Here is a 23,324-nt window from a genome sequence, read left to right as displayed (position 1 = left end):
GCCGCCGCGCCCGGCGCCCCGAGCCAGGGAGCGGACCCCTCCGGCGCGCCGCCCGCCCCGGCGCCCGCCCGCGCCGCGCCCGGCCCGGACGTGATCGCGCCGCTGCGCGCGTTCCCGCTCGCCCTCGACGCCGAGCCCGCCTTCGTCTTCCGCGCCGCCCCGGCGCGCCCGGGAGCCTAGCGTGGCCGTCTCCGACGACGTCCTGTTCTCCGGAGTCCAGGCGCTCTCCCAGAAGCTCCGCGCCCGCGAGCTCTCGCCGGTCGAGCTCGCCGAGGCGTACCTCGCGCGCATCGACGCGCACGCGGCGCGGCTCGGCTGCTTCGTCACCGTGACGCCGGAGCGCGCGCTGGCCGAGGCGCGCGCGGCGGAGGCGGAGCTCGCCGCCGGCCGCTGGCGCGGGCCGCTGCACGGCGTGCCGTACGGCCTCAAGGACCTCGTCGACACGAAGGGGATCCGCACCACCTTCGGCGCGGCGCCCTACGCGGGCCGCGTGCCCGACCGCGACGCGGCGATCGTCACGCGGCTCTCGCAGGCGGGAGCGGTGCTGCTCGGCAAGCTCTCCATGGTCGAGCTCGCGGGCGGGCTCGGCTATCACACCGGCGAGGCGGCCCTGAACGGCCCGTGCCGCACGCCTTGGGATCTCGCTCGATGGGCAGGCGGGTCGTCCTCGGGCGCCGGCTCGGCGGTGGCGGCGGGGCTCGTCGCGTTCGCCATCGGCTCGGAGACCTGGGGCTCCATCACCTGGCCGTCGGCGTTCTGCGGCGTGACGGGGCTCCGCCCGACCTACGGGGTCGTCCCGCGCCACGGCGCGATGGCGCTCTCGTACACGATGGACAAGCTCGGGCCGATGGCGCGCAGCGCGCGGGATTGCGCGCTGGTGCTCGACGTCATCGCGGGGCCTGACGCGCGCGACCCGAGCGCCATCTCGTCGCCCCCGGTGAAGCGAATCCGTCCCGAGGTGGCGCGGGGGCTCCGCGTCGCGGTGCTCGGCTTCCCCGACAAGCCGCCCGAGCCCGCGGCCGGCGCGCGCGAGGCGTTCGCCGCGGCGGAGGGAGTGCTGCGCGAGGCGGGCGCGCTCCTCGAGCCCGCGGCGCTCCCGGACCTCCCGTACGAGGCGCTCGCCGGGTTCCTCATCGAGGCGGAGGCGGCGACCGCCTTCGAGGAGCTCATCCGCTCCGGCCGCACGCGCGAGCTCGCCGACGCCTCGCACCGCACGAAGAGCCCCGAGGACTACCTGCCGAAGGCGAACGCCTCGGATTACGTGCGCGCGATGCGCGTCCGCGGCGAGATCCAGCGCGCGCTGGCCGGCTTCTTCTCGCGCTTCGACCTCGTCCTCGCGCCCAACGTCCCCTTCGTGCCGCCGCGCGTCGAGGAGAACTTCGACGCCATCTCGGAGAGCCCCGACCCCCTCGGCGCGGCCGGCAACGTGGCCGGGCTCCCGGCGGTGGCGCTCCCGATGGGCTTCTCCGGCAAGCTGCCCCTCTCGCTGCAGCTCGTCGGGCCTCCGCTCGAGGAGGGGCGCCTCCTCTCGGTGGCGGCCCTCTTCCAGGCGAAGACGCAGCACCACCTCGCCCGCCCCGAGCTCTCACCCCCCGCCGTGCCCGTCGCCGCCGTGACCGGACGGTGACGTCCGCTCAGGACCATTCGCCCGTGCCCGTCATCGCCGCGATCGGCTACTTCTTCACCGGCCTCGTCATCCTGCTCGCGCTGCCGCTGCAGGTGCTGCTCTTCGCCGTCACGTTCCCGTTCGACCGGAACCGCGCGGTCGCGGGCCGCTTCTCGCGGCTCGTCGCCGTGGCCGTCACGCGGACGTTCCCGCCCTGGCGGCTGCGCATCGAGGGGCGCTGGCCGCGCGGGCGGCAGGCGTACGTGGTCGTCGCGAACCACCAGTCGATGCTGGACATCCTCATGCTCTCGAAGCTCCCTCGCGAGATGAAGTGGATCGCGAAGGAGTCGCTCTTCAAGGTGCCCTGGGTCGGCTGGATGTTCCGCCTCTCGGGCGACATCCCGGTCCGGCGCGGCGACTCGGAGAGCGGCGGCGAGGCGCTCGCGAAGGCGCGCCGCTACCTCGAGCGCGGCATGAACGTGATGATCTTCCCGGAGGGGACGCGGAGCACGAGCGCGAAGCTCCTGCCCTTCAAGTCGGGCGCGTTCCGGCTCGCGATCGAGGCGGGGGTGCCGATCCTGCCGGTCGCGGTGCACGGTGCGGCGCAGGGCATGCCGAAGGGGAGCCCGTGGGTCCGGCCGTGCCGCGCCTACGCGCGCATCCTCGAGCCGGTCCCCACCGCCGGCCTGAGGCCCGAGGACGCGGGCCGGCTCAAGGACGAGGTGCGCCGCCGCATCGCCGCGGCGCTCCCTGCCGCGGACGTGGCGAACGGCGACGCGCCGGCGCGGTCCGTGGAGCCCGGAGCGCCGGCTCGGACGTGACGGTCAGCTCGAGGGCGGTCGTGGCGCGCTCGCCCTTCGACAGGCTCGACTGCACGCACCGCTCGTGGTGAGCCTGTCGAACCACGGGCGGTCGGTCGCCATTGCGCCCGCTCGCGCCCGCGGACGTACAATGCCCCCGTGACCGTCCTCCTCGGCTACGGCACCCGCCCCCTCGCGCTCCCGGACCTCCCCGGCGCGCGCGTGCTCCTCCCGCCCACTCCGCCCCCCGTGCCGGATCTCGAGGCGGCGATCGACGCAGCGCTCGCCCATCCCGTCGGCGCGCGTCCGCTCGCGACGGTCGCGACGGCGCGCACGCGCGTGGTGGTGATCGTGAGCGACGCCTCGCGCGACGAGCCGCGCGCGGAGCTCTTCGCGGCGGTTCGGCGCGCGCTCGGCGCGGTACCGGACGACCACCTCACGATCGCGGTGGCGAACGGGACGCACGGCCCCAAGCCGCTCGAGCGGCTCGGCCTGCCCGCCGCCGTCCTCGGCCGGCACCGGGTGGTGAACCACGACGCCCGCGACGACGCGTCGATGGTGGAGATGGGCCGGACGAGCCGCGGCACGCGCATCCGGGTGAACCGCTGCGTCGCCGAGGCGGACCTCATCGTCTCGACGGGCCGCGTGAAGCCGCACTACTTCGCGGGCTGGGGCGGAGGCGCGAAGGGGATCTTCCCCGGGCTCGGCCACGACGTGGACATCCGCCAGAACCACCGGCTCAAGGCGGAGGAGACCTCGGCGCTCGGCCGCGCCGACGGGAACCCGTGCCGCGAGGATCTCGAGGAGGCGGTGCGGCGGATCGGTCGCGACACCTACCTCGTGAATGTCGTCGAGGCGGGCGGCACGATCGTGGGCGCGGTCGCGGGCGACGTCGTCTACGCCCACCGCGAGGGCGTCCGCCTCGCGCGGCCCTGGTGCGAGGTCGAGGCGCCGAAGGCGGACGTGGTGATCGTCTCCGCGCCGCTGCCGGTGTCGGGCTCGCTCTACCAGGCCTCGAAGCTCATCCCGCCCGCGGGGCTGCTGCTCCGCGAGGGCGGCGTGGTGATCGTGGCGGCGGAGTGCCCGGAGGGCACCGGTCCGCTGCAGGTCGTGAACGAGGGGATCTTCGAGCTCGGCGTGCGGCGCTACCTGCCCGCCGGCGCGACGGTGCTGCTCGTCTCCGGGATGGACGAGGCGACGGTGCGCGAGACCTACGCGACCTTCGCGCCCGACCTCGCGGCCGCGATCGCGAGCGCCCGCGAGCGCGTCGGACGCGAGGCGACCGTCCTCGTGCTGCCGGACGCGGGCGACCTCGTGCCGCGGGCGGTGTGAGCGGCGCGCGCGTCGCCCGGTGAAGCCGGAGCGCCGCCCCGGCAACACTTCGTGCCAGGCGCTTCATCGCCCCGCGAGTGGGCTGACCGAACCGAGCCGCATCGCGCCGGCGCGCTCCGAGCGCTCCCCAGGACGCGCGCCCCGCGGCGGGAGCCTGGGCCCCTGGATGGGCAAGTGACAGATCGCGGGCAGCCGCTGGACGTGCGCACGCGGCGACGTTATCGGCACCCGGGATGAGCTCGCTGCGCTACCCCATCCGCGCGGTGTCGAGGCTGACCGGGATCTCGGTCGACACGCTGCGTGCGTGGGAGCGGCGCTACCGGGTGGTCGAGCCGCAGCGCGACGAGCGCGGGAGGCTCTACTCCGAGGAGGACGTGGAGCGGCTCCGGCTCCTCGCGCAGGCGGTCGGGCGCGGGCACGCGATCGGGCGCATTGCGGCGCTGCCTCTGGACGAGCTCCGCGCGCTGGTCGCCTCGGGAGGAGGCGAGCCGGAGCTCCTGCGCCCCGGAGCGCCGGTCGATCTCGCGAGCTTGCGGGCGGCGATCGAGCGCTTCGAGCCCGCCGCGTTCCGCCGCGAGCTCTCCCACCTCGCCGCGGTCCTCCCCGCTCACGCGCTCGCGCGCGACGTGGCCCTCCCGCTCCTGCGCGCCGTCGGCGAGGGGTGGCACGAGGGGCGGCTCTCCGTCACGCAGGAGCACCTCGTCTCCTCGGAGCTGCGGAGCCTGCTCGGCGCGCTCGTGCGGCTGCAGCCCATCCACGAGAACGCGCCCCGCCTCGTGCTCGCGACGCCCGAGGGCGAGCTGCACGAGCTCGGGACGCTCGCCGCCGCGCTCGTGGCCGCGATCGCGGGCCTCGGCGCGATCTACCTCGGACCGAGCCTCCCCGCCGCGGAGGTCGTCGCCGCGGCGCAGTACGCCGCCGCGCGCGTGGTCGTGCTCGGCCTCACCGGGGGTGCCTCGCCGCAGGCCCTCGAGGCCGTCGCCGCGGTCGCGCGCGAGCTGCCAGCGAGCGTGGAGGTGTGGGTCGGCGGGGCCGGGGCGGACGCCGCAGCGCAGGCCGGAGCGCCGCGCGTGCAGGCCATCGCGGACCTCGACGCCTTCGAGCGGGCGCTCGGGAGGGTGAGGGTGGGCGGGTCGCGCGGAGCGACTGACTGAGCGCGGCGCTCAGTCGTGGTCGTGCTTCCCGCCGCGGGCGTGCCCGTGGTGATCCGCGCTGCCGTGCTCGTGCTCGTGCCCGTCGTGGGAGTGGGCATGCGAGTGGCGCTCGTCACCGTGGGCGTGCTCGTGCGAATGCGCGTGCGAGTGCTCGTGGCCGTGGGCATACGCGTCCGCGCCGCCGAGGCCGATCCCGTCGCGCAGCTCCTCGAGCCACGCCACCCACGCGTCCATCCCCTGGCCGGTGCGGGCGGAGACCTCGATCACCCGCGGCCGCGGCATCACGCGCGCGAGCGCGTCGTGGATCTTGGCGAGCTCGACGTCGAGGTGCGGGACGAGATCGCACTTCGTGAGCAGCACGAGGTCGGCGGCGTTGAACATCACCGGGTACTTGAGCGGCTTGTCCTCGCCCTCGGTGACGGAGAGCACCACCACGTTGGCCGCCTGGCCCAGGTCGTAGATGGCCGGGCAGACGAGGTTGCCGACGTTCTCGATGAAGAACATGTCGGTGTCGCGCCAGGGGAAGTCGTGGAGCGAGCGGTGCACGAGCTCGGCGTCCAGGTGGCAGGCCTGGCCGGTGGTGATTGCCTTCGAGGGGATGCCCGCCTTCTGGAGCCGGCGCGCGTCGTTGTCGGTCGCGAGATCGGCGGAGACGGCGCCGAGCCTCCAGCCCTTCGCGGCCGCGGCCTTCGCGGTCGCCTCGAGCACGGCGGTCTTGCCCGCGCCGGGCGAGCCCATGAGGTTCAGGGCGAGGACGCGCGCCTCGAGGAAGTGCTCGCGGTTGTGGCGCGCGGCGCGGTCGTTCCCGGCCAGGATCTTCTCGTGGAGCTCCACCGGGACGAGCTCGGTGTCGCCGCAGCCGCAGGTCGTGCACATCAGGGGACCTCCATCTCGATGCCGTCGAGGGTCAGCGCGTCGGAGCCGTCGTCGAGCTTGCCGGGCGTGTCGCAGGCCGGGCAGCGCAGGATGGCGCCGCGCGCGATGGGCGTCCTGCAGCGCGGGCAGGACCAGCTCGCCGCGACGCGGGTGAGGGTGAGCGGGACGCCCGCGCAGATCGTGCCCGCGCGGAACGTCTCGTAGGCGGTCTGGAAGAGCTCGGGATCGACGCCCGAGAGCTCGCCCACGCGGACGGAGAGCTTGTGCACCGCGATCGCGTCGCGCTTCTTCGCCTCCGCCTCCACGCGGGTGACGAGCGCCTCGACGAGGGAGTACTCGTGCATTCCGCGCCTAGCAGATCCGCGGGAGGAGCTCGCCCTCGGGCTCCGCGAGCATGCGCTTGCCGAACCCGGTGTCGAGGATGACCGCGCCGGGCCGCTCGCCGATGGCGGTGGCGATGACGATCGCCGAGGCGCCCAGCGGATGGGCCCGCAGCGCGGCGAGGACCTTGTCCGCCGAGCGCGCCCGCACGCCGATGACCGCCTTGCCCTCGTTCGCGACGAGGAGCGGGTCGATGCCGATCATCTCGCCCGCGGCGCGCACCTCGTCGCGCACCGGCAGCGCGGTCTCGTCGATGACGATGCCGACCTTGCCCTTCGCGGCCATCTCGTGGAGCACGCCCGCGACGCCGCCGCGGGTCGGGTCCTTCATCGCCACCACGTCCTCGCCGCCGGCGCGGAGCGCCTCGCGGACGAGCCCGTTGAGCGGCGCCACGTCGGAGCGGAGGTCGCCCTCGAGCCGCAGGTCGTGGCGGCGCGACATGATGGCCATGCCGTGGTCGCCGATGGTGCCGGTGACGATGACGAGGTCTCCGGCGCGCAGGCCCGCGTCGCTGACGACGCGATCGGCGAGCGCGACGCCGGTCGTGTTGAGGACGATCCCGTCCACCTCGCCCTTGCCCATCACCTTGGTGTCGCCGGTGACGATGGGCGCGTTCGCCTCGCGCGCCGTCTCGCGCATCGAGGCCACGACGCGCTCCAGGTCGGCGCGCGGGAAGCCCTCCTCGAGCACCACCGCGCAGGTGAGGCCGAGCGGCTCGGTCGCGCCCATCATGGCGAGGTCGTTCACGGTGCCGGAGACGCTGAGCCGACCGATGTCGCCGCCCGGGAAGAAGATGGGGTGCACGACGTGGGAGTCGGTGGTGACGACGAGCCAGCGATCGCCGACGCGGATGGCCGCGCCGTCGTCGAGCGCCGAGAGGCCGATGCCGTCCACCGGGGAGGCGAGGGTGAGGAACACGTCCTCGATGAGCTGGCGCATCGCGCGCCCGCCCGAGCCGTGCTTGAGCCCGATCTTCGCCTGGGGCTTCTCCATCTAGGTCCCCACCTTCCTGAGATCCGGGACGCCGCCGTAGGTGTGCCAGATGCGGCACTGCCCCTCCGACGACACCATGCAGGCGCCCACCGGCGACTCGGGGACGCAGGCCCTGCCGAACAGCGCGCAGTCGCCCGGGTTCGCGAGGCCGAGCATGATCGAGCCGCAGATGCAGCCCTTCGCGGCCTCCTCGGCCTCCTCGTCGCGCACCGGCGAGGTGTCGATGCGGAAGCGCTTGCGCGCGTCGAGGTGCGCGTACTCGGGCGTGAGGTCGAGGTTCCCATCGCGGACCTCGGCGATGCCGCGCCACCTGCCGGTCACCGGGCGGAACACCTTCCAGAGCGAGCGCTGCGCGGCGAGGTTGCCCTCCTTCGTCACGCAGCGCGGGTAGACGTTCGCGACCTCGGGCTTCCCGGCGCGCATGAGCTCGGTGAGCTTGAGGATCGCGGCGAGGATGTCGAGCGGCTCGAAGCCGGCGACCACCACCGGCTTGCCGGTGCGCGCGGCGAACGGCTCGAAGATGCCCCAGCCGGTGATGATGGCGGCGTGGCCCGCCGCGATGTAGCCCTCGATGTTCGTCTCCGGGCTCTCGGCGACGACGTTCATCGCGGCCGGGACGTACTTGTGCACCGACAGGATGGAGAAGTTCTTCGGCGGGTTCGCGAGCGCCACCGCCGCGGTGGCGACCGCCGTGGTCTCGAAGCCGGAGCCGAGGAAGACCACCTCGTCCGCGGGGTGCTTCTCGGCGAGCTCGAGCGCCTGGGACACGGAGTAGACGACGTCGACCTTGGCGCCCTCGGCCTGGGCGTCCGCGAGCGACCGCGCGGTCCCGGGTAGGCGCAGCATGTCACCGTAGGTGCACACGCGCGCGCCCTGGACCGCGAGCGCGACCGCCTCGTCCACCTCGGGGCCGTCGGTGACGCAGACCGGGCAGCCCGGGCCCATGATGAGCTCGAGGTCCGGCGGCAGCACGGCGCGCAGGCCGAAGCGCGCGATGGCCTGCTCGTGACTGCCGCACACGTGCATGACCGAGACGCGCCGCCCGAGCGCAGCGACCTCGTGCCCGATCGCCTCGGAGAGGGCGCGCGCGCGCACCGGGTCGCGGAACTTGAGCTCCTGGAAGAGATCCTTCGCTGCCATGGGGTCTCCACGCCACCGCGCGCTCGCCGGAGCGCCGCGCCGGCGGCTCGCTACTCCTTGTGCTTCGCCGCCGCGATCTCGCCCCGCACGTCGGCGGCCATGAGGTCCGCCTTCGCGCCGGAGACGTCGAGGATCTGGTCGAACAGCGCGAGCGTCTCCTGCACCTCGTCGGGCGGGATGCGCCGGATGGCGAAGCCGACGTGGTTCAGGACGTAGTCCCCGACCGACACCGGCTCGTCCACGATGTCGAGGCGGAGCTCCTTCCTCACGCCGAAGAAGTCCACCGTCGCGCTCATCCCGTCGATGGCGAGGACCTTCCCTGGAACGCCGAGGCACATGTGTTGGGCTCTCCGATTACGGGTGCGCGCGCGCGTCCGCGACGAGCGCCTGGCCGAGCGCGATCCCACCGTCGCCGGGGGGCACCTGACCGTGTGGGTATACCGCGAAATCCGCCGAAAGCTCGCCGAGGAGGCCCTCGGTCAGCCGGGCGTTCTGGAAGCAGCCGCCGGTGAGCACCACGGGCAGCCGCCCGGTCGCCCGGCTGGCGTGCCGGACGAGCTCGGCGCCGGCGCGGGAGAGCGTGGCGTGGAAGCGGGCCGAGATCGCCGCGGGCGCGGTGCCGGCGAGGACGTCCGCGACGAGGGCGCGCCAGAGCGGGCGCAGGTCGAGCTCCGCGACGGGGGCGCCCGTGTCGACGTCGAACGGGTAGGGCGCCTCGCACGAGCTCGCCGAGCCGGCGGCGTTGTCGAGCGCGAGCGCGACCTGCCCCTCGTAATGGGAGACGCCACGGCCGAGCGCGAGCGCGCCGGCGGCGTCGAAGGCGCGGCCCACGCCGTGGGCGCGCGGCGAGTTGAGGCCGGTCGCGAGCAGGCGGCGCACGACGGCGAGCTCGGCCGCGGGGACCGCGCGGAAGAGCGGGAGGTCCGCGACCGGCGCGTCCTCTCCGAAGGCGTCGACCAGCGCCGCGAGCGCGAGGCGCCACGGCTCGCGGATGGCGCGGTCGCCGCCGGCGAGGGCGAGCGGCCGGAACGTGGCGAGGCGCTCGAAGCGGCCGCGCTCGGCGAGGAGGAGCTCGCCGCCCCAGGCGGTGCCGTCCGGGCCGAGGCCGGTGCCGTCCCAGGCGAGCGCGAGCACCGGGCCGTCGAGGCCGTGCTCGGCCATGGCGGCCGCGGCGTGCGCGTGGTGGTGCTGCACCTCGACGAGCGGGACGCCGAGCGCGGCGGCGCGCTCGCGGGCGTAGCGGGTCGAGACGTAGAGCGGGTGGAGATCGCAGGCCACGACCTCGGGGCGCAGCGCGAGGAACCCCTCGAGCCGCGCGATGGCCGCCTCGAACGCCGCATAGGTCTCGAGGTTGTCGAGGTCGCCGACGTGCGGCCCGAGCACCGCCTCGTCGCCGCGCGCGAGGCAGAACGTGTTCTTGAGCTGCGCGCCGACCGCGAGGACGGGGCGCGCGAAGCGGCGGTGGACGATCACCGGGCGCGGGACGTAGCCGCGCGAGCGGCGCATGACGAGCGGCTGGCCCGCGATGGTCCGCGCGACCGAGTCGTCGCAGCGCGAGGCGATGGGCCGGTCGTGCACGAGGAAGAGGTCGGCGATGCCGCCGAGCCGCCGGACCGCCTCGTCGTCCTCGAAGGCGATGGGCTCCTCCGAGAGGTTGCCGCTCGTCATCACGAGCGGCCGGCCCGCGGCCTCGAGGAGGAGGTGGTGGAGCGGCGCGTAGGGGAGGAGGAGGCCCACGAGCGGGCTGTCCGGCGCGAGCTCCCGCGCGAGGGCCGCTTCCGGTCGTCGGCGGCACAGCACGATGGGGCGCTCGACCGAGGCGAGCAGCGCCTCCTCCGCCTCGCCGAGGTCCGCGAGCGCGCGCGCCGCGGCGAGGTCGCGGACCATCACCGCGAGCGGCTTCTCCTCGCGGCGCTTGCGGGCGCGCAGCGTCGCGACCGCCGTGCTCGAGGTCGCGTCGCAGGCGAGGTGAAAGCCGCCGAGGCCCTTCACCGCGGCGATGGCGCCCGCGGCGAGCGCGCGGCCGACCTGGCCGATGGGATCCGTCGCCTCGACCGCCGAGCCGTCGCGCGCGACGACACGCACGCGCGGCCCGCAGGCGGGGCAGGCGTTCGGCTGCGCGTGGAAGCGGCGGTCGAGAGGATCGGCGTACTCGCGCGCGCATGCCGGGCACATCGTGAACCCGGCCATGGTCGTGGCCGGCCGGTCGTAGGGGGCGCCGTGCGCGATGGTGAAGCGCGGGCCGCAGTCCGTGCAGTTCGTGAACGGGTAGCGGTGGCGGCGGTCGCGCGGGTCGAAGACCTCGCGCTCGCAGGCGGCGCAGGTGGCGAGGTCGGGCGGGATGGCCGCGCGCCGCTCCGCGGCGGGGCCGCTCGCGACGATCTCGAACCCCTCCAGCCCTTCCGCCGCGATGGGCTCGCTCGAGAGCGTCTCGATGACCGCCGCCGGCGGCCGGTCGCTCCGGAGCCGCCGCTCGAGCTCGTCGAGCGCGGCGGCAGGTCCGAACGCCTCGACCGTCACGCCCGACGCGTCGTTCCGGACGCGCCCCGCGAGCCCGAGCGCGTGCGCGAGCCGGTACACGAAGGGCCGGAAGCCGACGCCCTGGACCGTGCCGCTCACGGTCAGGCGCCGACCGGCGGGCGCGCGCTGTAGGGGATCGGTCCGCATCGTCTCCGGCTCTCATAACGGCGCGGCGCGGCGCCGGCCGTGCCTCGCCTTCACCCCCGCGGCTTCTCCCACCACAGATCCGGCGCTGCCGGCGGAACGCGCTCCGTCACCGCCACCCCGAGCGCCGCGAGCTCCTTCGCGACCTGGGCGACGGCGCCGTCGATCGCCGCGCGCACCTCCGGCGAGAGGCCGATCCCGGTCGCCACGCTCGCCGGGACCACGCCGACGAGCTTCACCGTCTTCGGCGAGACGCCCATGAACTCCGCGTTCATGAGGGCCTCGCGGACTCCGGGCTCGTGCGGGCTCATGGCGAGGACCGGCGCCTTGTGCAGCAGCTCCTCCTTGTCGTAGACGCGCAGCGTGCCCGGCGCGGCCTTCGCCTTCACCGCGTCCACGAGGACGAGCCCCTCGAGCCCGGCGATGAACGCGGTGAGGTCGTAGCCGGGGGTGCCGGCGTCCATCACCTGCACGTCGGGCGGGACCGCGTGGCGCGCCTCGAACACGCGGACCACGTGCGGGCCCACGGCGTCGTCGCCGGTGAGCACGTTGCCGATGCCGATGACGGCGATGCGGGGGGACATGAGGCTCCTGCGTCGAAAGAGAATCCCGCCCCGGGAGGGAGTCCGGGACGGGATCGGTTCTACCGCGCGTGCCGGCCGCGCGCCGCTCACCCTTCGACAGCTCGGGGCGAGCGGCCACGGGAAGGCTCGTGGCTACAGCACCTTCACCCGCGCGAGCTCCTCGCCCTCCGCGTCCACGGTGTGGATCGCGCAGGCGAGGCACGGATCGAACGAGTGGATCGTGCGGAGCGCCTCGAGCGGGAGCTTCGGGTCGGCGATCGGGTTCCCGACGAGCGACTTCTCGTAGGGGCCGAGCTGATCCTTCGCGTCGCGCGGGCCGGCGTTCCAGGTGGACGGCACGACCGCCTGGTAGTTGGCGAGCTTCATCGTCTTGCCGTCGGTCTCGATGACCGACCAGTGCGAGAGCGTGCCGCGCGGCGCCTCGTGGAAGCCGACGCCCTTGTACGTGCCGGGCTTCAGGTTCTTCATCGGGTCGACGAAGATCGCCGTGTCGCCCTTGCCGATGTTCTCGACGAGGAGCTTCCAGTGCTTGAGCGCGAGCTCGCCCATGGTCGCCGCGCGGATCGCGCGGGCGGCGTGGCGGCCGAGCGTCGAGTGCAGGACCGCCGGCGTGAGCTTCACGCCCGCGATCTTGCCGGCGGTGCCGAGGCAGAAGTCCGCCCACTTCTTGATGCTCTCGTGGCCGCCGGCGTAGCCGACGAGCACCTGCGCGAGCGGGCCCACCTGCACGGGCTTGCCCTCGAGGCGCGGCGCCTTCACCCACGTGTACTTCTCGGGCGCGGGCGTCTCCGCCTTCCACTCACCCGTGTACTTCGGGTTCGTCTGGCCCTCCCACGGCTGGCGGACGGTGTCGCCCTCGTAGTAGGCGCGGGCGATCGACTCCGTGACGTTCTGCTTCAGGTAGTCGTCGTTCCAGCTCGCGACCGGCTTCACGTTCGAGAGATCGCCGTTCCAGATGACGCCGCCGGGCAGGTCGAACCGGGTCATCTTCACGTCGGTCGGCATGTCCGGCACGGCGAGGTAGTTCGTCACGCCCGCGCCGTACTTGAGCCAGTCCGGGTAGCTCGCCGCGATGGCCGCGACGTCCGGCAGGTAGACCTGCTGCACGAAGGTGACGACCTCCTCGAGGAGCGTCTTCACCTGGTACAGCTTCTCCATGTTGAGCGCCGCGGGGCTGTCCAGGTTGATGGCGTTCGCGACGCCGCCCACCGCGAGGTTCTGGATGTTCGGCGTCTTCGAGCCGAGGATCGCGACGACCTGGTTCGCCTTGCGCTGCACGTCGAGCGCCTGCAGGTAGTGCGCGACGGCGAGGAGGTTCACCTCCGGCGGGAGCTTCATCGCCGGGTGGCCCCAGTAGCCGTTGGTGAAGATGCCGAGCTGGCCGGCCGCGACGAAGCCCGCCACCTTCTCCTTCACCGCCTTGAGGGCGTGCTTGGAGTTGCCCGCCCACTGCAGGCCGAGCGAGTCGGCGAGGTTCGCCGCCTTCTCCGGGTCCGCCTTCAGCGCGGCGACCACGTCCACCCAGTCGAGCGCGGAGAGCGCGTAGAAGTGGACGATGTGATCGTGGAGCGCGTGGGCGCTCATGATCACGTTGCGGATGAGCTGCGCGTTGAGCGGGATCTCGAGGCCGAGCGCGTTCTCGACGCTGCGCACCGAGGCGATCGCGTGCACGGTGGTGCACACGCCGCAGATGCGCTGCGTGAACACCCAGGCGTCGCGCGGATCGCGGCCCTGCAGGATGGTCTCGATGCCGCGCCACATGGTCCCGGAGGACCAGGCGTTCTTGACCGCCCCGCCGTCCACCTCGACGTCGATGCGGAGGTGGCCCTCGATCCGAGTGACGGGGTCGATGGTGATGAGCTTACCCATGGACGTTCACCTCTCTGCCTAGCGGCTGGCGGCGGCCTTCGCGGGGCCGCTGCCGACGTGGGTGTGCTCGTCGCGGACGTCCTCGACGACCACGACGGGGAACTTGCGGGAGACGAAGATGAAGAGCGCGACGCCGACGGCCGCCATGCCCACCGTGACGATCGTCTCGCCCAGCGACGGCCAGTAGTTCCAGCCGGCGGCGATGGGCTTGCCGTCCGCGGTCCACCCGGCCGGGCGGTACATGGTGAGGTAGGCGTCGACGCGGTACGCGGCGCCCGCCGCGACGGCGAGCAGCGCCGCCCCGAACATCCGGCCCTTGTTCCGCTGCACGCGCGGCGAGAGGAACATGAGCGCGGGGGCGAGGAAGAGCGCGAGCTCGGCCACGAACAGGAGCGTGGGGAAGTCGAGCGCGAGGAAGCGGAGCTTGCCGCTCCAAACCACGTCCGCCACGCGGAGCACCACGTAGAAGAGCAGCATGCCCGCGTTCACCTTCGACATGTCCGCGAAGAGCTTCGGGTCGTGCTTGGCGTTCCAGGTGAGGTTCAGGATCGTGACGAGCGCCACGACCGCGCCGAACCCCATGGACAGGCAGGAGACGAGGAACAGCGTGGGCAGGAGCGCCGTGTGCCAGAGCGGGTGGATCTTGGGGCCGGCGATCAGCATCAGGCCGCCGAGGGAGCTCTGGTGCATCGTGGGGAGCAGGATCGCGAGCGCGATGATGTAGGGCATCGCCTTCGCGAGCCGCGGGCCCCAGGTCTTGCCGATGGCCGCCCAGCGCGGCGAGCGGCTCGCGGCGGCGCCGTCGAGGATCGAGGGCAGCACCTCGATCCACAGCACCGTCACGTAGACGATGACGCAGATGGCGACCTCGAGCAGCGCGGAGCTGAGGTTCCACCAGGGGATCCACGGCAGCAGGTACGAGTTCCAGTACCGGCCGAGCGCGATCATGATCGAGCTGCCGCCCAGCGTGTAGGCGATGGCGCCGACGAGCACCGCCGGCCGCACGAGGCCGTGGTACTGGCCCTTGTTGAGGAGGTAGCAGAGCAGGCCGACCGAGTACGCGCCCGCGCCGATGCCGGTGAAGACGACGACGTTCACCGGCTCCCAGATGCCCCAGGTGAAGCCGTCCGTCATGTTCGACACCGGCCCGACGCCGGCGAAGAAGCGGTAGGCCATCACCACGGCGGCGACGCCGAACAGCGCGAGCAGCACCAGCATCGAGCGGTCGAGCAGGCTCCCGCCGATGGCCTTCGGATGATCGTGGGCGCTCATCTACTTGCCCTCCTCGCGGTGCTCGGCCGCCTCTTCCCTCTTCCGGTTCCGCGCGATGAGCGCGGCCATGCCGAGGTACAGCGCGACCGGCGTGACGCCGTGCAGGTACGGGGCGTGGGAGACGCTCTCCGAGAACGAGGCCTGGGAGCGGTCCGGCAGCTCCGGCAGCCCGAGCTGCGTGAACGAGACGCCCGCGGGGGCGAGGTACAGCACCTGGGTGCCGCCGCCCTCCTTCTCGCCGTAGACGTGCTGCTGGTAGCGCGCGGGGGAGGCGGCGATGCGCCGCTTCGCCTCGGCGAGCAGCTCCTCGCGGCGGCCGTAGACGACCGCCTCGCGGGGGCAGACCTCGCAGCAGGCCGGGTTCGCGATGGAGAGGAGCCCCTCCTGCTTCGGGTCGGCGCGGTGCCGGCACAGCTCGCACTTCACGATGAGCGGGAACGCGTCGAACCACTCGAACTTCGGCACGTTGAACGCGCAGCCGATCTGGCAGTAGCGGCAGCCGACGCAGGTGTTCTTGTCGTAGACGACGATGCCGCTGCCGGCGCGCTCGCCGGGGAGCTTCTTCTTCCCCTCGCCCTCCTTGTGGAGGGCGCCCATCATGCAGACCGACACGCAGGACGGGTCGACGCAGTGCATGCACTGCTGCTTCATGTAGGTCGGGCCGTTCGCCGCCTCGACCGCCTTGATGACGTTCTTCGTGCTGCTGTTGAGGTCGCGGGGCGCGTCGTACTGGCCGCCGGTCTCGCCGGTCTCGAGGTCCACCGGCAGCTTGTTGGCGCGCTTGCACGCGCTCTGGCAGGCGCGGCAGCCGACGCACAGGGTGGCGTCGAAGAGCATCCCCACCGCCTGGGGGCGCGGCTCGACGGCTTCTCGAGCGGACGCGGTCCCGGCGAGCGCGGTGGTCGCTCCCGCAACGGCCGCTCCCTTGAGCAGGTCTCGTCGTGAGATGCGCATGGGGGGCTACTCCTTCCCCTCGGTCTTCTCGGAGTCGGCGCTGATCTTCCGCGTCGCGACGACGCCCGCGCCGACGATGGCGCCGACGACGGCGCTGCCCACGCCGACGGCGAGGGCGCTCTTGCCGAGCACCGTGTGGTCGGGGTGGATGGCGGGGTAGGCCATGGGGGCCGTCGGGTTCTGGACGGGCAGGTTCGTGTAGATGGGCACGGTGAAGCCGACGCCCTGCTCGGTGCAGCCGACGCACGGGTGGCCGATGCCGACCGGCCACGCGCCGGGCACCTCGCAGAAGTCGAGCAGCGAGCAGTTGGCGTGGGTCTGGGGGCCCTTGCAGCCGAGCTTGTAGAGGCAGTAGCCGTTGCGGTGCCCCTCGTCCCCGAACGCCTGCGCGAACCGGCCGGCGTCGAAGTGCGGGCGGCGCTGGCAGTCCTCGTGGATGACGCGGCCGTAGGCGAACTTCGGGCGGCCGAGGTCGTCGAGCGCCGGGAGCGTGCCGAAGGTCGCGTACTGCAGCACGGTGCCGAGCAGGTTGTAGGGGTTCGCCGGGCAGCCGGGCAGCGTGACGATCGTCTTGCCCTTCAGGATCTGCGGTGCGCCGGTCGCGCCGGTCGGGTTCGGCGCCGCGGACGGGACGCCGCCCCACGACGCGCACGAGCCGATCGCGATGATCGCGCCGGCCTTGGCGGCGACGGCGTTGAGCGTGTCGATCGCCTTCTTGCCGCCGACCTGGCAGTAGATGCCGCCGTCCTTCTCCGGGATCGCGCCCTCGACGACGAGGACGAACTTGCCCTCGTTCTCGTGCAGGGCCTTCTCGAGCGCCTCCTCGATCTGGCGGCCGGCCGCCGCGAACAAGGTCTCGTGGTAGTCGACCGAGACGAGGTCGAGGATGAGCGCGCCGACGTCCGGGTGGCTCGTGCGGAGCAGCGACTCGGTGCAGCCGGTGCATTCCTGGAAGTGGAGCCAGATGACCGAGGGCTTCCTTCCCTTGGCCACGTTCTCCGCCATCTTCTCGCCGGCCCAGGCCGGGAGGCCCACGGCCGCCGCCGCGGTGGTGCAGACCTTGATGAAGTCACGGCGGGAGACACCCTTGGTCTCCAGGCCGAGCACTTCGGAGCCCATATCGTTCATTCCGTCCTCCGGGTGCCGCGGAGACTGACCGCTCCAATCGAAAATTACAACCTGCTAAAATTCCCCGGCTTTTCGGAAATCGGGCAAACGAAATGTTTGCGTGGCGCTCGTGCGGCAAATGGACGCCGCGCGCTATCGGCGCACCCTTCCGTCGAGCCTGGTGCTTGACCGACGTCACGCGGAACCCGGGTCAAACCCGAAAACGGGCCCGCGAATTGGCCTTTGTGGACTCCGCGAGACAACATTGACGGGATGGCTCCACGTTAAATTTGCGCCAACAATTTTGGGGTGAAAATCGAGGGGAGGCGGCGCGCGCGAGCGGATCGTGTCGAGGAGTCGGTCCGGGTCCCTCGGCGACGGTTCACAGGGCGGCGCGGGCCAGGACGGAAAGTGAATGCGGGAGGCGGCTCACCCGGCGTACGGGTGCGACAAACAGTGAAAGCGCCGGCGACCGGCGAGGGCGCCACGGCCGGAGCCGGGCATCCTCACCGCCGCGCGGCGTACCCGCCGCCGGGGAGGTCAGCGGCCCGCGGCCGGCTCGGCGAGCTCCGGGGCGACGACCGCCCGCGGGACGACCTCGATCGCCGCCAGCGCGTCGAGCTCGGCGTCCGCGGGGGCGGCGGAGAGCGTCTCGAAGCGCCGCGCCGCCGGGAGCACCCGCGCCTCGAGGGAGCCGACCGCGCGGTTGTACGCCTCGACGGTGCCGCCCAGCGCCCGCCCGAGCCGGGCGAAGTGGCCGCCGAGATCGGCGATCCGCTTGTACAGCTCGCGGCCGAGCGCGCCGACCGCCTCGGCGTTCTCGGCGACCTGGGCCTGGCGCCAGCCGTACGCCACGGCCTTGAGGAGAGCGATGAGCGTGGTCGGCGTCGCGATGATGACCTGCCGCTCCACGCTCGCCTCGAGGAGCGAGGGGTCGGCCTCCAGCGCCGCCGCGTAGAAGCTCTCGCCGGGGAGGAACAGCACCGCGAACTCCGGCGCGGGCCGGAGCCGCTCCCAGTAGGCCTTGCGCCCGAGCTGCTGCACGTGCTCGCGGAGCTGCCGGGCGTGATCGGCGAGGTGCGCGCGCCGCGCGCCGTCGTCCTTGGCCTCGATCGCCTCCAGGTACGCCGCGAGCGGCGCCTTGGCGTCGACGACGACGTTGCGCCCGCCCGGGAGGTGCACGACGAGATCGGGGCGCAGCCGGCCCTCGTCGCCGTCCACCGTGGCCTGCTCCTCGAAGTCGCAGCGGTCGAGCATGCCCGCGAGCTCGACGACGCGGCGGAGCTGCAGCTCGCCCCAGCGGCCGCGAGCCTGCGGGGCGCGGAGCGCCTTCACGAGGTTCGCCGCCTCGCCGCGGACCTGCGCCTGCGCCTCGGCCACCTGCCGGAGCTGCTCGGTGAGCGCGCCGTACGCCCCCTCGCGAGCCCGCTCGATCCCGCGCAGCTCGCCGTCGAGCTTGCCGAGCGCCTCGCGGACGGGGGCGACGAGCGCCGCGATCGCCTCCTCGCGCCGGGCGAGGTCGCCGTCGGCCGCCGCGCGCTCGCGGCCGAGGGCGGCGCGCGCGAGCTCGAGGAAGGAGGCGCTCGAGGCGCGGAGCGCGTCGGCGGAGAGCGCCTTGAAGGCGTCGGACAGGCGCGCGCGCGCGTCGTCCACGAGCGCCCGCTTCTCCTCGGCGCCGGCCCGCTCGGCGGCGAGCGTCGCCTCGAGCTCGGCGATGCGCACGGCCCGCTCGGCCGCGCGCCGCGCCTCGCCGCTCCGCGCGAGGAAGCCCAGGGCGGCGCCGAGCGCGACGCCGAGTGCGAGGAGGAGGAGACCCGTCGAGTCCATGTGGGAGAGCCTACTCCCGCGGTCTGTCCGCCCCGTTCGCCTGCGCGGCGCAGGAGGTCGCCCCGAGGTAAAAGGACCGGACCCCATGGAGGACCCCTCGATGCGCCTCGCCGCCCGATCCCTCGCCACCGCACTCTCCGTCGCAGCGCTCCCCGCCGCCGCCGCGCCCCGCGCGCTGCCCGGCGCCGCCGACCTCCGGCGCGCCGACGCGCGCTACGCGCCGGTGGACCTCCGCCTCGATCTCTCCAGGCTGCCCGAGGGCGAGCGGCGCGCGCTCGCGCGGCTCGTCGAGGCGGCGCAGGTGATGGACGCGCTCTTCCTGCGACAGGTCTGGGCCGGGAACGAGCCGCTCCTCCTCGCGCTCTCCCGGGACCGCTCGCCGCTCGGCGCCGCGCGGCTCGCCGCGTTCCTCCGCAACAAGGGGCCGTGGGACCGGCTCGACCACGGCGCGCCGGCGTTCCTGCCCGGCGTGCCGGAGAAGCCGGCCCAGGCGAACTTCTACCCGGCCGGCGCGACGAAGGAGGACGTCGAGCGGTGGCTCGCGGGGCTCGCCCCGGAGGCGAAGGCCGCGGCGACGGGGTTCTTCACGACGGTGCGCCGCGCCCCGAATGGCGGCTTCGTCGCGGTGCCGTACGCGCTCGAGTACCAGGGCGAGCTCGCCCGCGCGGCGGAGCTCCTCCGCGAGGCGGCGGCGGCCACCGCGGACGCCGGCCTGCGCAAGTTCCTCGAGGCGCGCGCCCAGGCGTTCGTCTCGAACGACTACTACGCCTCGGACGTGGCCTGGATGGAGCTCGACGCGGCGGTGGATCCCACCATCGGGCCGTACGAGGTCTACGAGGACGGCTGGTTCAACGCCAAGGCCGCCTTCGAGGCGTTCATCGGCGTCCGCGACGACGCCGAGACCGCGAAGCTCCAGCGCTTCGCGGCGGAGCTGCAGGGCATCGAGGACGTGCTCCCGATCGACGCGGCGATGAAGAACCCGAAGCTCGGGGCGATGGCGCCGATCCGGGTGGTGAACGAGCTGTTCGCGGCGGGCGACGCGATGCACGGCGTGCAGACCGCCGCCTACAACCTGCCGAACGACGAGCGCATCGTCCGCGAGATGGGCTCGAAGCGCGTCATGCTGAAGAACGTGCAGGAGGCCAAGTTCCGGAAGGTGCTCGTGCCGCTCGCCGGTCTCGCGCTCTCGCCGGCCGACCGCGCCGCCGTCGCGTTCGACCCGTTCTTCACCCACATCCTCATGCACGAGCTCCTGCACGGGCTCGGGCCGCACGAGATCACCGTCGCCGGCCGCAAGACCACCGTCCGCGCCGAGCTCGGCGACACCTACAGCGCCCTCGAGGAGGCGAAAGCCGACGTGGCCGGGCTCTTCGCGCTCCGGAAGCTCCTCGACGAGGGGAAGCTCGACCGCGCCATGGAGCGGACGCTCTACCCGACCTTCCTCGCCTCCGCCTTCCGCTCCATCCGCTTCGGCGTCGGCGAGGCGCACGGGCGCGGCATGGCGCTGCAGCTCAACTGGCTCCTCGACGCGCGCGCGATCGTCCCGCGCCCGGACGGCACCTTCGCCATCGACGGCGCGCGGATGAAGGAGGCGGTGGTCTCGCTCACGCGCGAGATCATGACCATCCAGGGGAAGGGCGACCGGGCCGCGGCGAAGGCGCTGCTCGAGAAGATGGGCGTGGTGCGGCCGGAGGTGAAGGCCGTCCTCGACCGGCTCTCGAAAATCCCCGTCGACATCGCCCCGCGGTTCGTGACCGCGGAGGAGCTCACCCGGGGCTAGCGCGGGGCGCGCGCCAGGGCCGCCTCGATCGCGCCGAGCGGCGGGGGCTTCGCGAGGTGCTCGTCGAAGCCCGCCTCGGCGGCTCGGCGGAGGTCGTCCGGCAGGGCATAGCCGGTGAGCGCCACGAGGTAGGCGCCGCGCGTCGCCGGGTCGGCCCGGCACGCGCGCGCCACGCCGTAGCCGTCGAGCTTCGGCAGCCCGATGTCGCAGAAGACGACGTCCGGGCACAGGGCGCGGGTGGCCGTCACGGCGGCCTCCCCGTCGTGCGCCACGGCCACCTCGTGGCCGGCGAGGACGAGCAGGTCGTGCAGGGTCTCGGCCGCGTCCACGTTGTCGTCGACCACGAGGACGCGCCGCCGCGCCGCCGTGGCCGGAGGTGCGGGGAGCGGGGCGCGCTCCGCCGGAGCCGCGGCGATGGGGAGGCGGACCACGAACTCGGCGCCCGTCCCGAGGCCCTCGCTGTGCGCGTAGACCTGCCCGCCGTGGAGCTCCGCCAGCCGCCGCACGAGCGCGAGCCCGAGCCCCAGCCCCCCCCGGCTGCGCTCGAGGCTCACCTCCGCCTGGGCGAACGGCTCGAACAGCCGCTCCAGCATCCCGGGTTCCATCCCGATGCCGGTGTCGCGCACGCGGAGGAGCGCGTCCGCGCCGAGCGAGAAGAGCTCGAGCAGCACGTGGCCGCCCGGCGGGGTGAACTTGGCCGCGTTCTGGAGGAGGTTGCCGACGATCTGGGTGAGGCGCGTCGCGTCGCCCGAGATCGGCACCGGCGCGCCGGGGACGTGCACGTCCAGCGCGACGCCCGCCTCCGCGAAGAGCGAGCGGTGGTCGTCGGCGGCGCGCCGGACCACGTCGCCGAGCGACACCGGCGCCGTGCGGAGCTGGATCTTGCCGCGCGAGATGCGGGTGAGGTCGAGCAGGTCGTCGACGAGCCGCGAGAGGTGCCCGAGCTGCCGCTGCAGGACCGCGCGGGCCCGCCGCGCGGGCTCGGCGCCGGGATCGGTCCGGTCGAGCACGTCGAGCGCGTTCCGCATCGGCGCGAGGGGGTTCCTGAGCTCGTGCGAGAGCACGGCGAGGAACTGGTCCTTGCGCCGATCGGCGGCGACGAGGGCCTGCTCCGCGTGCTTTCGCTCGGTGACGTCCAGGGCGATGCCGCGGACGCGCACCGCCTCCCCCGCTGCGTCGTACTCGGCGCGGCCGATCTCCCAGAGCCAGCGCTCGCCGAGGGCCGGATGGTGGATGCGGAACTCGGCGCTGTACTCCTCGCCGTGCTTCACCGCCTGCGAGAGCGCGCTCTGGGCGACCGGCGCGTCCTCGGGCACCATCCGCCGCTCCCAGGCCGCGATGTCCGGCCCGCGCGCCGCGAGCGCCGTGCCGAACAGGGCGTGGCACTCGGGGGACATCCACGCCGTCCGGGCGACGAGGTCGAGCTCCCAGACGCCCGCGTGCGCCGCGCGCTGCGCGAGCCGGAGCAGCGCCTCGCTCGCGCGCAGGTTCTCCTCGATGCGTCGGCGCGCGGTGATGTCGTGAACCGTCGCGACCGTCCGGAACGGGCGCTCGTTCGCGTCCCGCAGCACGGTCCCGGTCACCACCACCCACGCGATCTGCCCGTCCTTCCGGACGTAGCGCTTCTCGATGGTCCAGCCGTCGGTCTCGCCGCGCAGCGCCGCCGTGATGGCGGCCGCGTCGCGGGCGCGGTCGGCCGGGTGGGTCAGGTCGGCGACGCCGCGCTCGAGCAGCTCCTCGACCGAGTAGCCGGTGATCTCGCAGAAGCGCCGGTTCACGCGGACGAAGCGGTTCCGAGCGGGATCCCCCATGGCCTTGCCGCTCCCGGCGAGGTCGAAGATCGCGCGGAACTCCCGCTCGGTGGGGATGAGCTCGGAGGGGGTGCCGTCGTCGAGCGGCTCGGGGGGAGAGGTCCTCCCGGTGGTGGCTTCCAGCGGCGAGCGCCTCGGCACGATCACTCCGGTACGGGTCCTTCGAGAGCGCGGATGTTACCGCGCGCGCCGGGGCGCGACGACCGCAGCCGCGCGGCCCCGTTGGGCCCCGCTCACCCCGGTCTCACGCATTCGGGGGCGCGCGCGGACCTCCTCGGGTCGAGTCCGCGCGGCCCCGCCAGCGCTGCACCTCAGCGCTTCCCGGACCGCCCCTCGCCGCGCGGCGGGGAGCCCGCGCTGGAGGCCGGCGCGCCCTTGCCGCCGAGCAGCGCGAGCCGCCGCCGCGCGAGGACGTGCGCGCCCGAGGGGTCCTCCGCGCCGTCGACGAGGTCCGGCTGCACGCGCGCGTACGCCGCGCGCGCCGCCTCGGGGAGCGCGAAGCCCTCGGCGATCCGCCCGGCGACGAACCAGTCGGAGCCCTCGAGCGGGCGCCCGTCGTCGAGGGAGCGGAGGAAGACGTCGCGCGCCTCGGCGGGACGGCCGAGCTCGGCGTACACGGCCGCGAGGGTGTTCAGCGCGGCGTGGTCGCCCGGGGCGCCCTCGACCGCGCGGCGCGCCCAGGCGAGCGCCTCGGCCGAGGCGCCGCCGCGGAACAGCTCGAGCCACGCGCCGTCGTTGTAGACGACGGGGGTCGCGCGGCCGGTCTCGACGAGCCGCCGGAACCCGCGCGCGGCACCGTCGCGATCGCCGAGGAGGAGGCGCGAGCTCGAGGCGAGCGCGAGCACCTCCGCGTCGTCCGGGAGGCGCGCGAGCATCGCCTCGGCCGCGCGGGAGAGATCCGCGCCGCGCCCGAGCCGCCGGAGGGCCCAGGCCTTCGCCGCGAACCCCTCGTGCGAGGCGGGCGCCTCGGCGAGCAGCGCGTCGGCGGCCGAGAGCACCGCCTCCGGCCGGTCGCCGTTGCGGTGCGCCTGCGCGAGCGCGACGAGCACCGCTCGCCGCGCCGCCGGCTCCCGCGCGTCGCGGGCGGCGGTGAGGATCTCGACTCCGCCCGGGTCGCCGTCGGCGAACGCGGCGAGCGCCGCCGCGGCGAGCCGCGCGTGGGCGGCATCGAGCG

19 protein-coding genes and 1 pseudogene are annotated in these 23,324 nt (G+C 74.0%); 6 read left to right on the top strand and 14 right to left on the bottom strand.

The features are described 5' to 3' along the window. The 5 genes from MNZ39_RS16425 to MNZ39_RS16405 all read left to right on the top strand — a co-directional run. Positions 1-180: hypothetical protein (locus MNZ39_RS16425; RefSeq protein WP_242340164.1), on the top strand; the 180-nt coding region annotated here is incomplete at its 5' end. A gap of 1 nt (position 181) precedes the next feature. After that, entirely contained in the window at positions 182-1,627 is a 1,446-nt protein-coding gene (locus MNZ39_RS16420; RefSeq protein ID WP_242340163.1) for an amidase, read from the top strand. A 23-nt stretch (positions 1,628-1,650) separates the two neighbouring features. Beyond that, positions 1,651-2,427 carry a 1-acyl-sn-glycerol-3-phosphate acyltransferase gene (locus tag MNZ39_RS16415; RefSeq protein WP_242340162.1) on the top strand — a complete coding sequence of 259 codons (777 nt, stop codon included), beginning with the start codon at positions 1,651-1,653 and terminating at the stop codon, positions 2,425-2,427. A 138-nt stretch (positions 2,428-2,565) separates the two neighbouring features. Continuing rightward, entirely contained in the window at positions 2,566-3,738 is a 1,173-nt protein-coding gene (locus MNZ39_RS16410) for a lactate racemase domain-containing protein (RefSeq protein ID WP_242340161.1), read from the top strand. Positions 3,739-3,971: 233 nt separating this feature from the next. Next, complete coding sequence (locus MNZ39_RS16405; RefSeq protein ID WP_242340160.1) at positions 3,972-4,892, top strand: MerR family transcriptional regulator; 921 nt, start codon at positions 3,972-3,974, stop codon at positions 4,890-4,892. 9 nt (positions 4,893-4,901) lie between these two features. Here MNZ39_RS16405 and hypB read toward each other — a convergent pair whose 3' ends face one another. The 12 genes from hypB to MNZ39_RS16345 all read right to left on the bottom strand — a co-directional run bounded on the left by hypB (position 4,902) and on the right by MNZ39_RS16345 (position 18,559). After that, positions 4,902-5,768 carry a hydrogenase nickel incorporation protein HypB gene (gene hypB / locus MNZ39_RS16400; protein ID WP_242340159.1) on the bottom strand — a complete coding sequence of 289 codons (867 nt, stop codon included), beginning with the start codon at positions 5,766-5,768 and terminating at the stop codon, positions 4,902-4,904. Then, the gene (locus tag MNZ39_RS16395; RefSeq protein ID WP_242340158.1) at positions 5,768-6,112 is read right to left on the bottom strand and encodes a hydrogenase maturation nickel metallochaperone HypA; all 345 of its coding nucleotides are present in this window, start codon (positions 6,110-6,112) and stop codon (positions 5,768-5,770) included. The genes hypB and MNZ39_RS16395 overlap by 1 nt, the downstream gene beginning before the upstream one ends. Before the next feature lie 7 nt (positions 6,113-6,119). Then, complete coding sequence (gene hypE / locus MNZ39_RS16390) at positions 6,120-7,142, bottom strand: hydrogenase expression/formation protein HypE (protein WP_242340157.1); 1,023 nt, start codon at positions 7,140-7,142, stop codon at positions 6,120-6,122. Further along, on the bottom strand, positions 7,143-8,282 hold the full coding sequence (gene hypD / locus MNZ39_RS16385) for a hydrogenase formation protein HypD (RefSeq protein WP_242340156.1): 1,140 nt from the start codon (positions 8,280-8,282) through the stop codon (positions 7,143-7,145). Positions 8,283-8,332: 50 nt separating this feature from the next. After that, entirely contained in the window at positions 8,333-8,620 is a 288-nt protein-coding gene (locus MNZ39_RS16380) for a HypC/HybG/HupF family hydrogenase formation chaperone (protein WP_242340155.1), read from the bottom strand. A gap of 16 nt (positions 8,621-8,636) precedes the next feature. After that, positions 8,637-10,901, bottom strand: coding sequence for a carbamoyltransferase HypF (hypF, locus tag MNZ39_RS16375; RefSeq protein ID WP_242340154.1), 2,265 nt, complete (start codon positions 10,899-10,901; stop codon positions 8,637-8,639). Positions 10,902-10,999: 98 nt separating this feature from the next. Further along, complete coding sequence (locus MNZ39_RS16370; RefSeq protein WP_242340153.1) at positions 11,000-11,530, bottom strand: hydrogenase maturation protease; 531 nt, start codon at positions 11,528-11,530, stop codon at positions 11,000-11,002. Between the two features lie 132 nt (positions 11,531-11,662). Further along, positions 11,663-13,399 carry a nickel-dependent hydrogenase large subunit gene (locus MNZ39_RS16365; protein ID WP_242340152.1) on the bottom strand — a complete coding sequence of 579 codons (1,737 nt, stop codon included), beginning with the start codon at positions 13,397-13,399 and terminating at the stop codon, positions 11,663-11,665. Between the two features lie 18 nt (positions 13,400-13,417). Further along, positions 13,418-14,671 (bottom strand): NrfD/PsrC family molybdoenzyme membrane anchor subunit, encoded by a 1,254-nt coding sequence (nrfD, locus tag MNZ39_RS16360; RefSeq protein WP_242340151.1) that lies wholly within the window; start codon positions 14,669-14,671, stop codon positions 13,418-13,420. Continuing rightward, a complete protein-coding gene (gene hybA, locus MNZ39_RS16355; protein WP_242340150.1) occupies positions 14,672-15,625 on the bottom strand; it encodes a hydrogenase 2 operon protein HybA in 954 nt (317 codons plus the stop codon). Positions 15,626-15,631: 6 nt separating this feature from the next. Further along, positions 15,632-16,753 carry a hydrogenase small subunit gene (locus tag MNZ39_RS16350; protein ID WP_242340149.1) on the bottom strand — a complete coding sequence of 374 codons (1,122 nt, stop codon included), beginning with the start codon at positions 16,751-16,753 and terminating at the stop codon, positions 15,632-15,634. Between the two features lie 519 nt (positions 16,754-17,272). Further along, complete coding sequence (locus MNZ39_RS16345) at positions 17,273-18,559, bottom strand: DNA recombination protein RmuC (RefSeq protein WP_242340148.1); 1,287 nt, start codon at positions 18,557-18,559, stop codon at positions 17,273-17,275. An 85-nt stretch (positions 18,560-18,644) separates the two neighbouring features. On the opposite strand from MNZ39_RS16345, the gene MNZ39_RS16340 reads away from it, so the two are divergent. Further along, the gene (locus MNZ39_RS16340; RefSeq protein WP_242340147.1) at positions 18,645-20,339 is read left to right on the top strand and encodes a hypothetical protein; all 1,695 of its coding nucleotides are present in this window, start codon (positions 18,645-18,647) and stop codon (positions 20,337-20,339) included. Here MNZ39_RS16340 and MNZ39_RS16335 read toward each other — a convergent pair. Then, positions 20,336-22,291 (bottom strand): hybrid sensor histidine kinase/response regulator, encoded by a 1,956-nt coding sequence (locus MNZ39_RS16335; protein WP_242340146.1) that lies wholly within the window; start codon positions 22,289-22,291, stop codon positions 20,336-20,338. The genes MNZ39_RS16340 and MNZ39_RS16335 overlap by 4 nt on opposite strands. A gap of 170 nt (positions 22,292-22,461) precedes the next feature. After that, a pseudogene (locus MNZ39_RS16330) lies at positions 22,462-23,324 on the bottom strand (transglutaminase); the annotation flags it as partial.

Origin of the sequence: Anaeromyxobacter sp. SG66 (assembly GCF_022690805.1) — a bacterium.
GTDB classification, from domain to species: domain Bacteria; phylum Myxococcota; class Myxococcia; order Myxococcales; family Anaeromyxobacteraceae; genus Anaeromyxobacter; species Anaeromyxobacter soli.
This window is presented reverse-complemented; position numbering and strand designations above follow the sequence as displayed.

Coding starts and splice junctions, on each gene's coding strand:
- MNZ39_RS16405 (WP_242340160.1), top strand. CDS start 3,972: ATGAGCTCGCTGCGCTACCCCATCCGCGCGGTGTCGAGGCTGACCGGG.
- hypB (WP_242340159.1), bottom strand. CDS start 5,768: ATGTGCACGACCTGCGGCTGCGGCGACACCGAGCTCGTCCCGGTGGAG.
- MNZ39_RS16395 (WP_242340158.1), bottom strand. CDS start 6,112: ATGCACGAGTACTCCCTCGTCGAGGCGCTCGTCACCCGCGTGGAGGCG.
- hypE (WP_242340157.1), bottom strand. CDS start 7,142: ATGGAGAAGCCCCAGGCGAAGATCGGGCTCAAGCACGGCTCGGGCGGG.
- hypD (WP_242340156.1), bottom strand. CDS start 8,282: ATGGCAGCGAAGGATCTCTTCCAGGAGCTCAAGTTCCGCGACCCGGTG.
- MNZ39_RS16380 (WP_242340155.1), bottom strand. CDS start 8,620: ATGTGCCTCGGCGTTCCAGGGAAGGTCCTCGCCATCGACGGGATGAGC.
- MNZ39_RS16370 (WP_242340153.1), bottom strand. CDS start 11,530: ATGTCCCCCCGCATCGCCGTCATCGGCATCGGCAACGTGCTCACCGGC.
- MNZ39_RS16365 (WP_242340152.1), bottom strand. CDS start 13,399: ATGGGTAAGCTCATCACCATCGACCCCGTCACTCGGATCGAGGGCCAC.
- nrfD (WP_242340151.1), bottom strand. CDS start 14,671: ATGAGCGCCCACGATCATCCGAAGGCCATCGGCGGGAGCCTGCTCGAC.
- hybA (WP_242340150.1), bottom strand. CDS start 15,625: ATGCGCATCTCACGACGAGACCTGCTCAAGGGAGCGGCCGTTGCGGGA.
- MNZ39_RS16350 (WP_242340149.1), bottom strand. CDS start 16,753: ATGAACGATATGGGCTCCGAAGTGCTCGGCCTGGAGACCAAGGGTGTC.
- MNZ39_RS16345 (WP_242340148.1), bottom strand. CDS start 18,559: ATGGACTCGACGGGTCTCCTCCTCCTCGCACTCGGCGTCGCGCTCGGC.
- MNZ39_RS16340 (WP_242340147.1), top strand. CDS start 18,645: ATGGAGGACCCCTCGATGCGCCTCGCCGCCCGATCCCTCGCCACCGCA.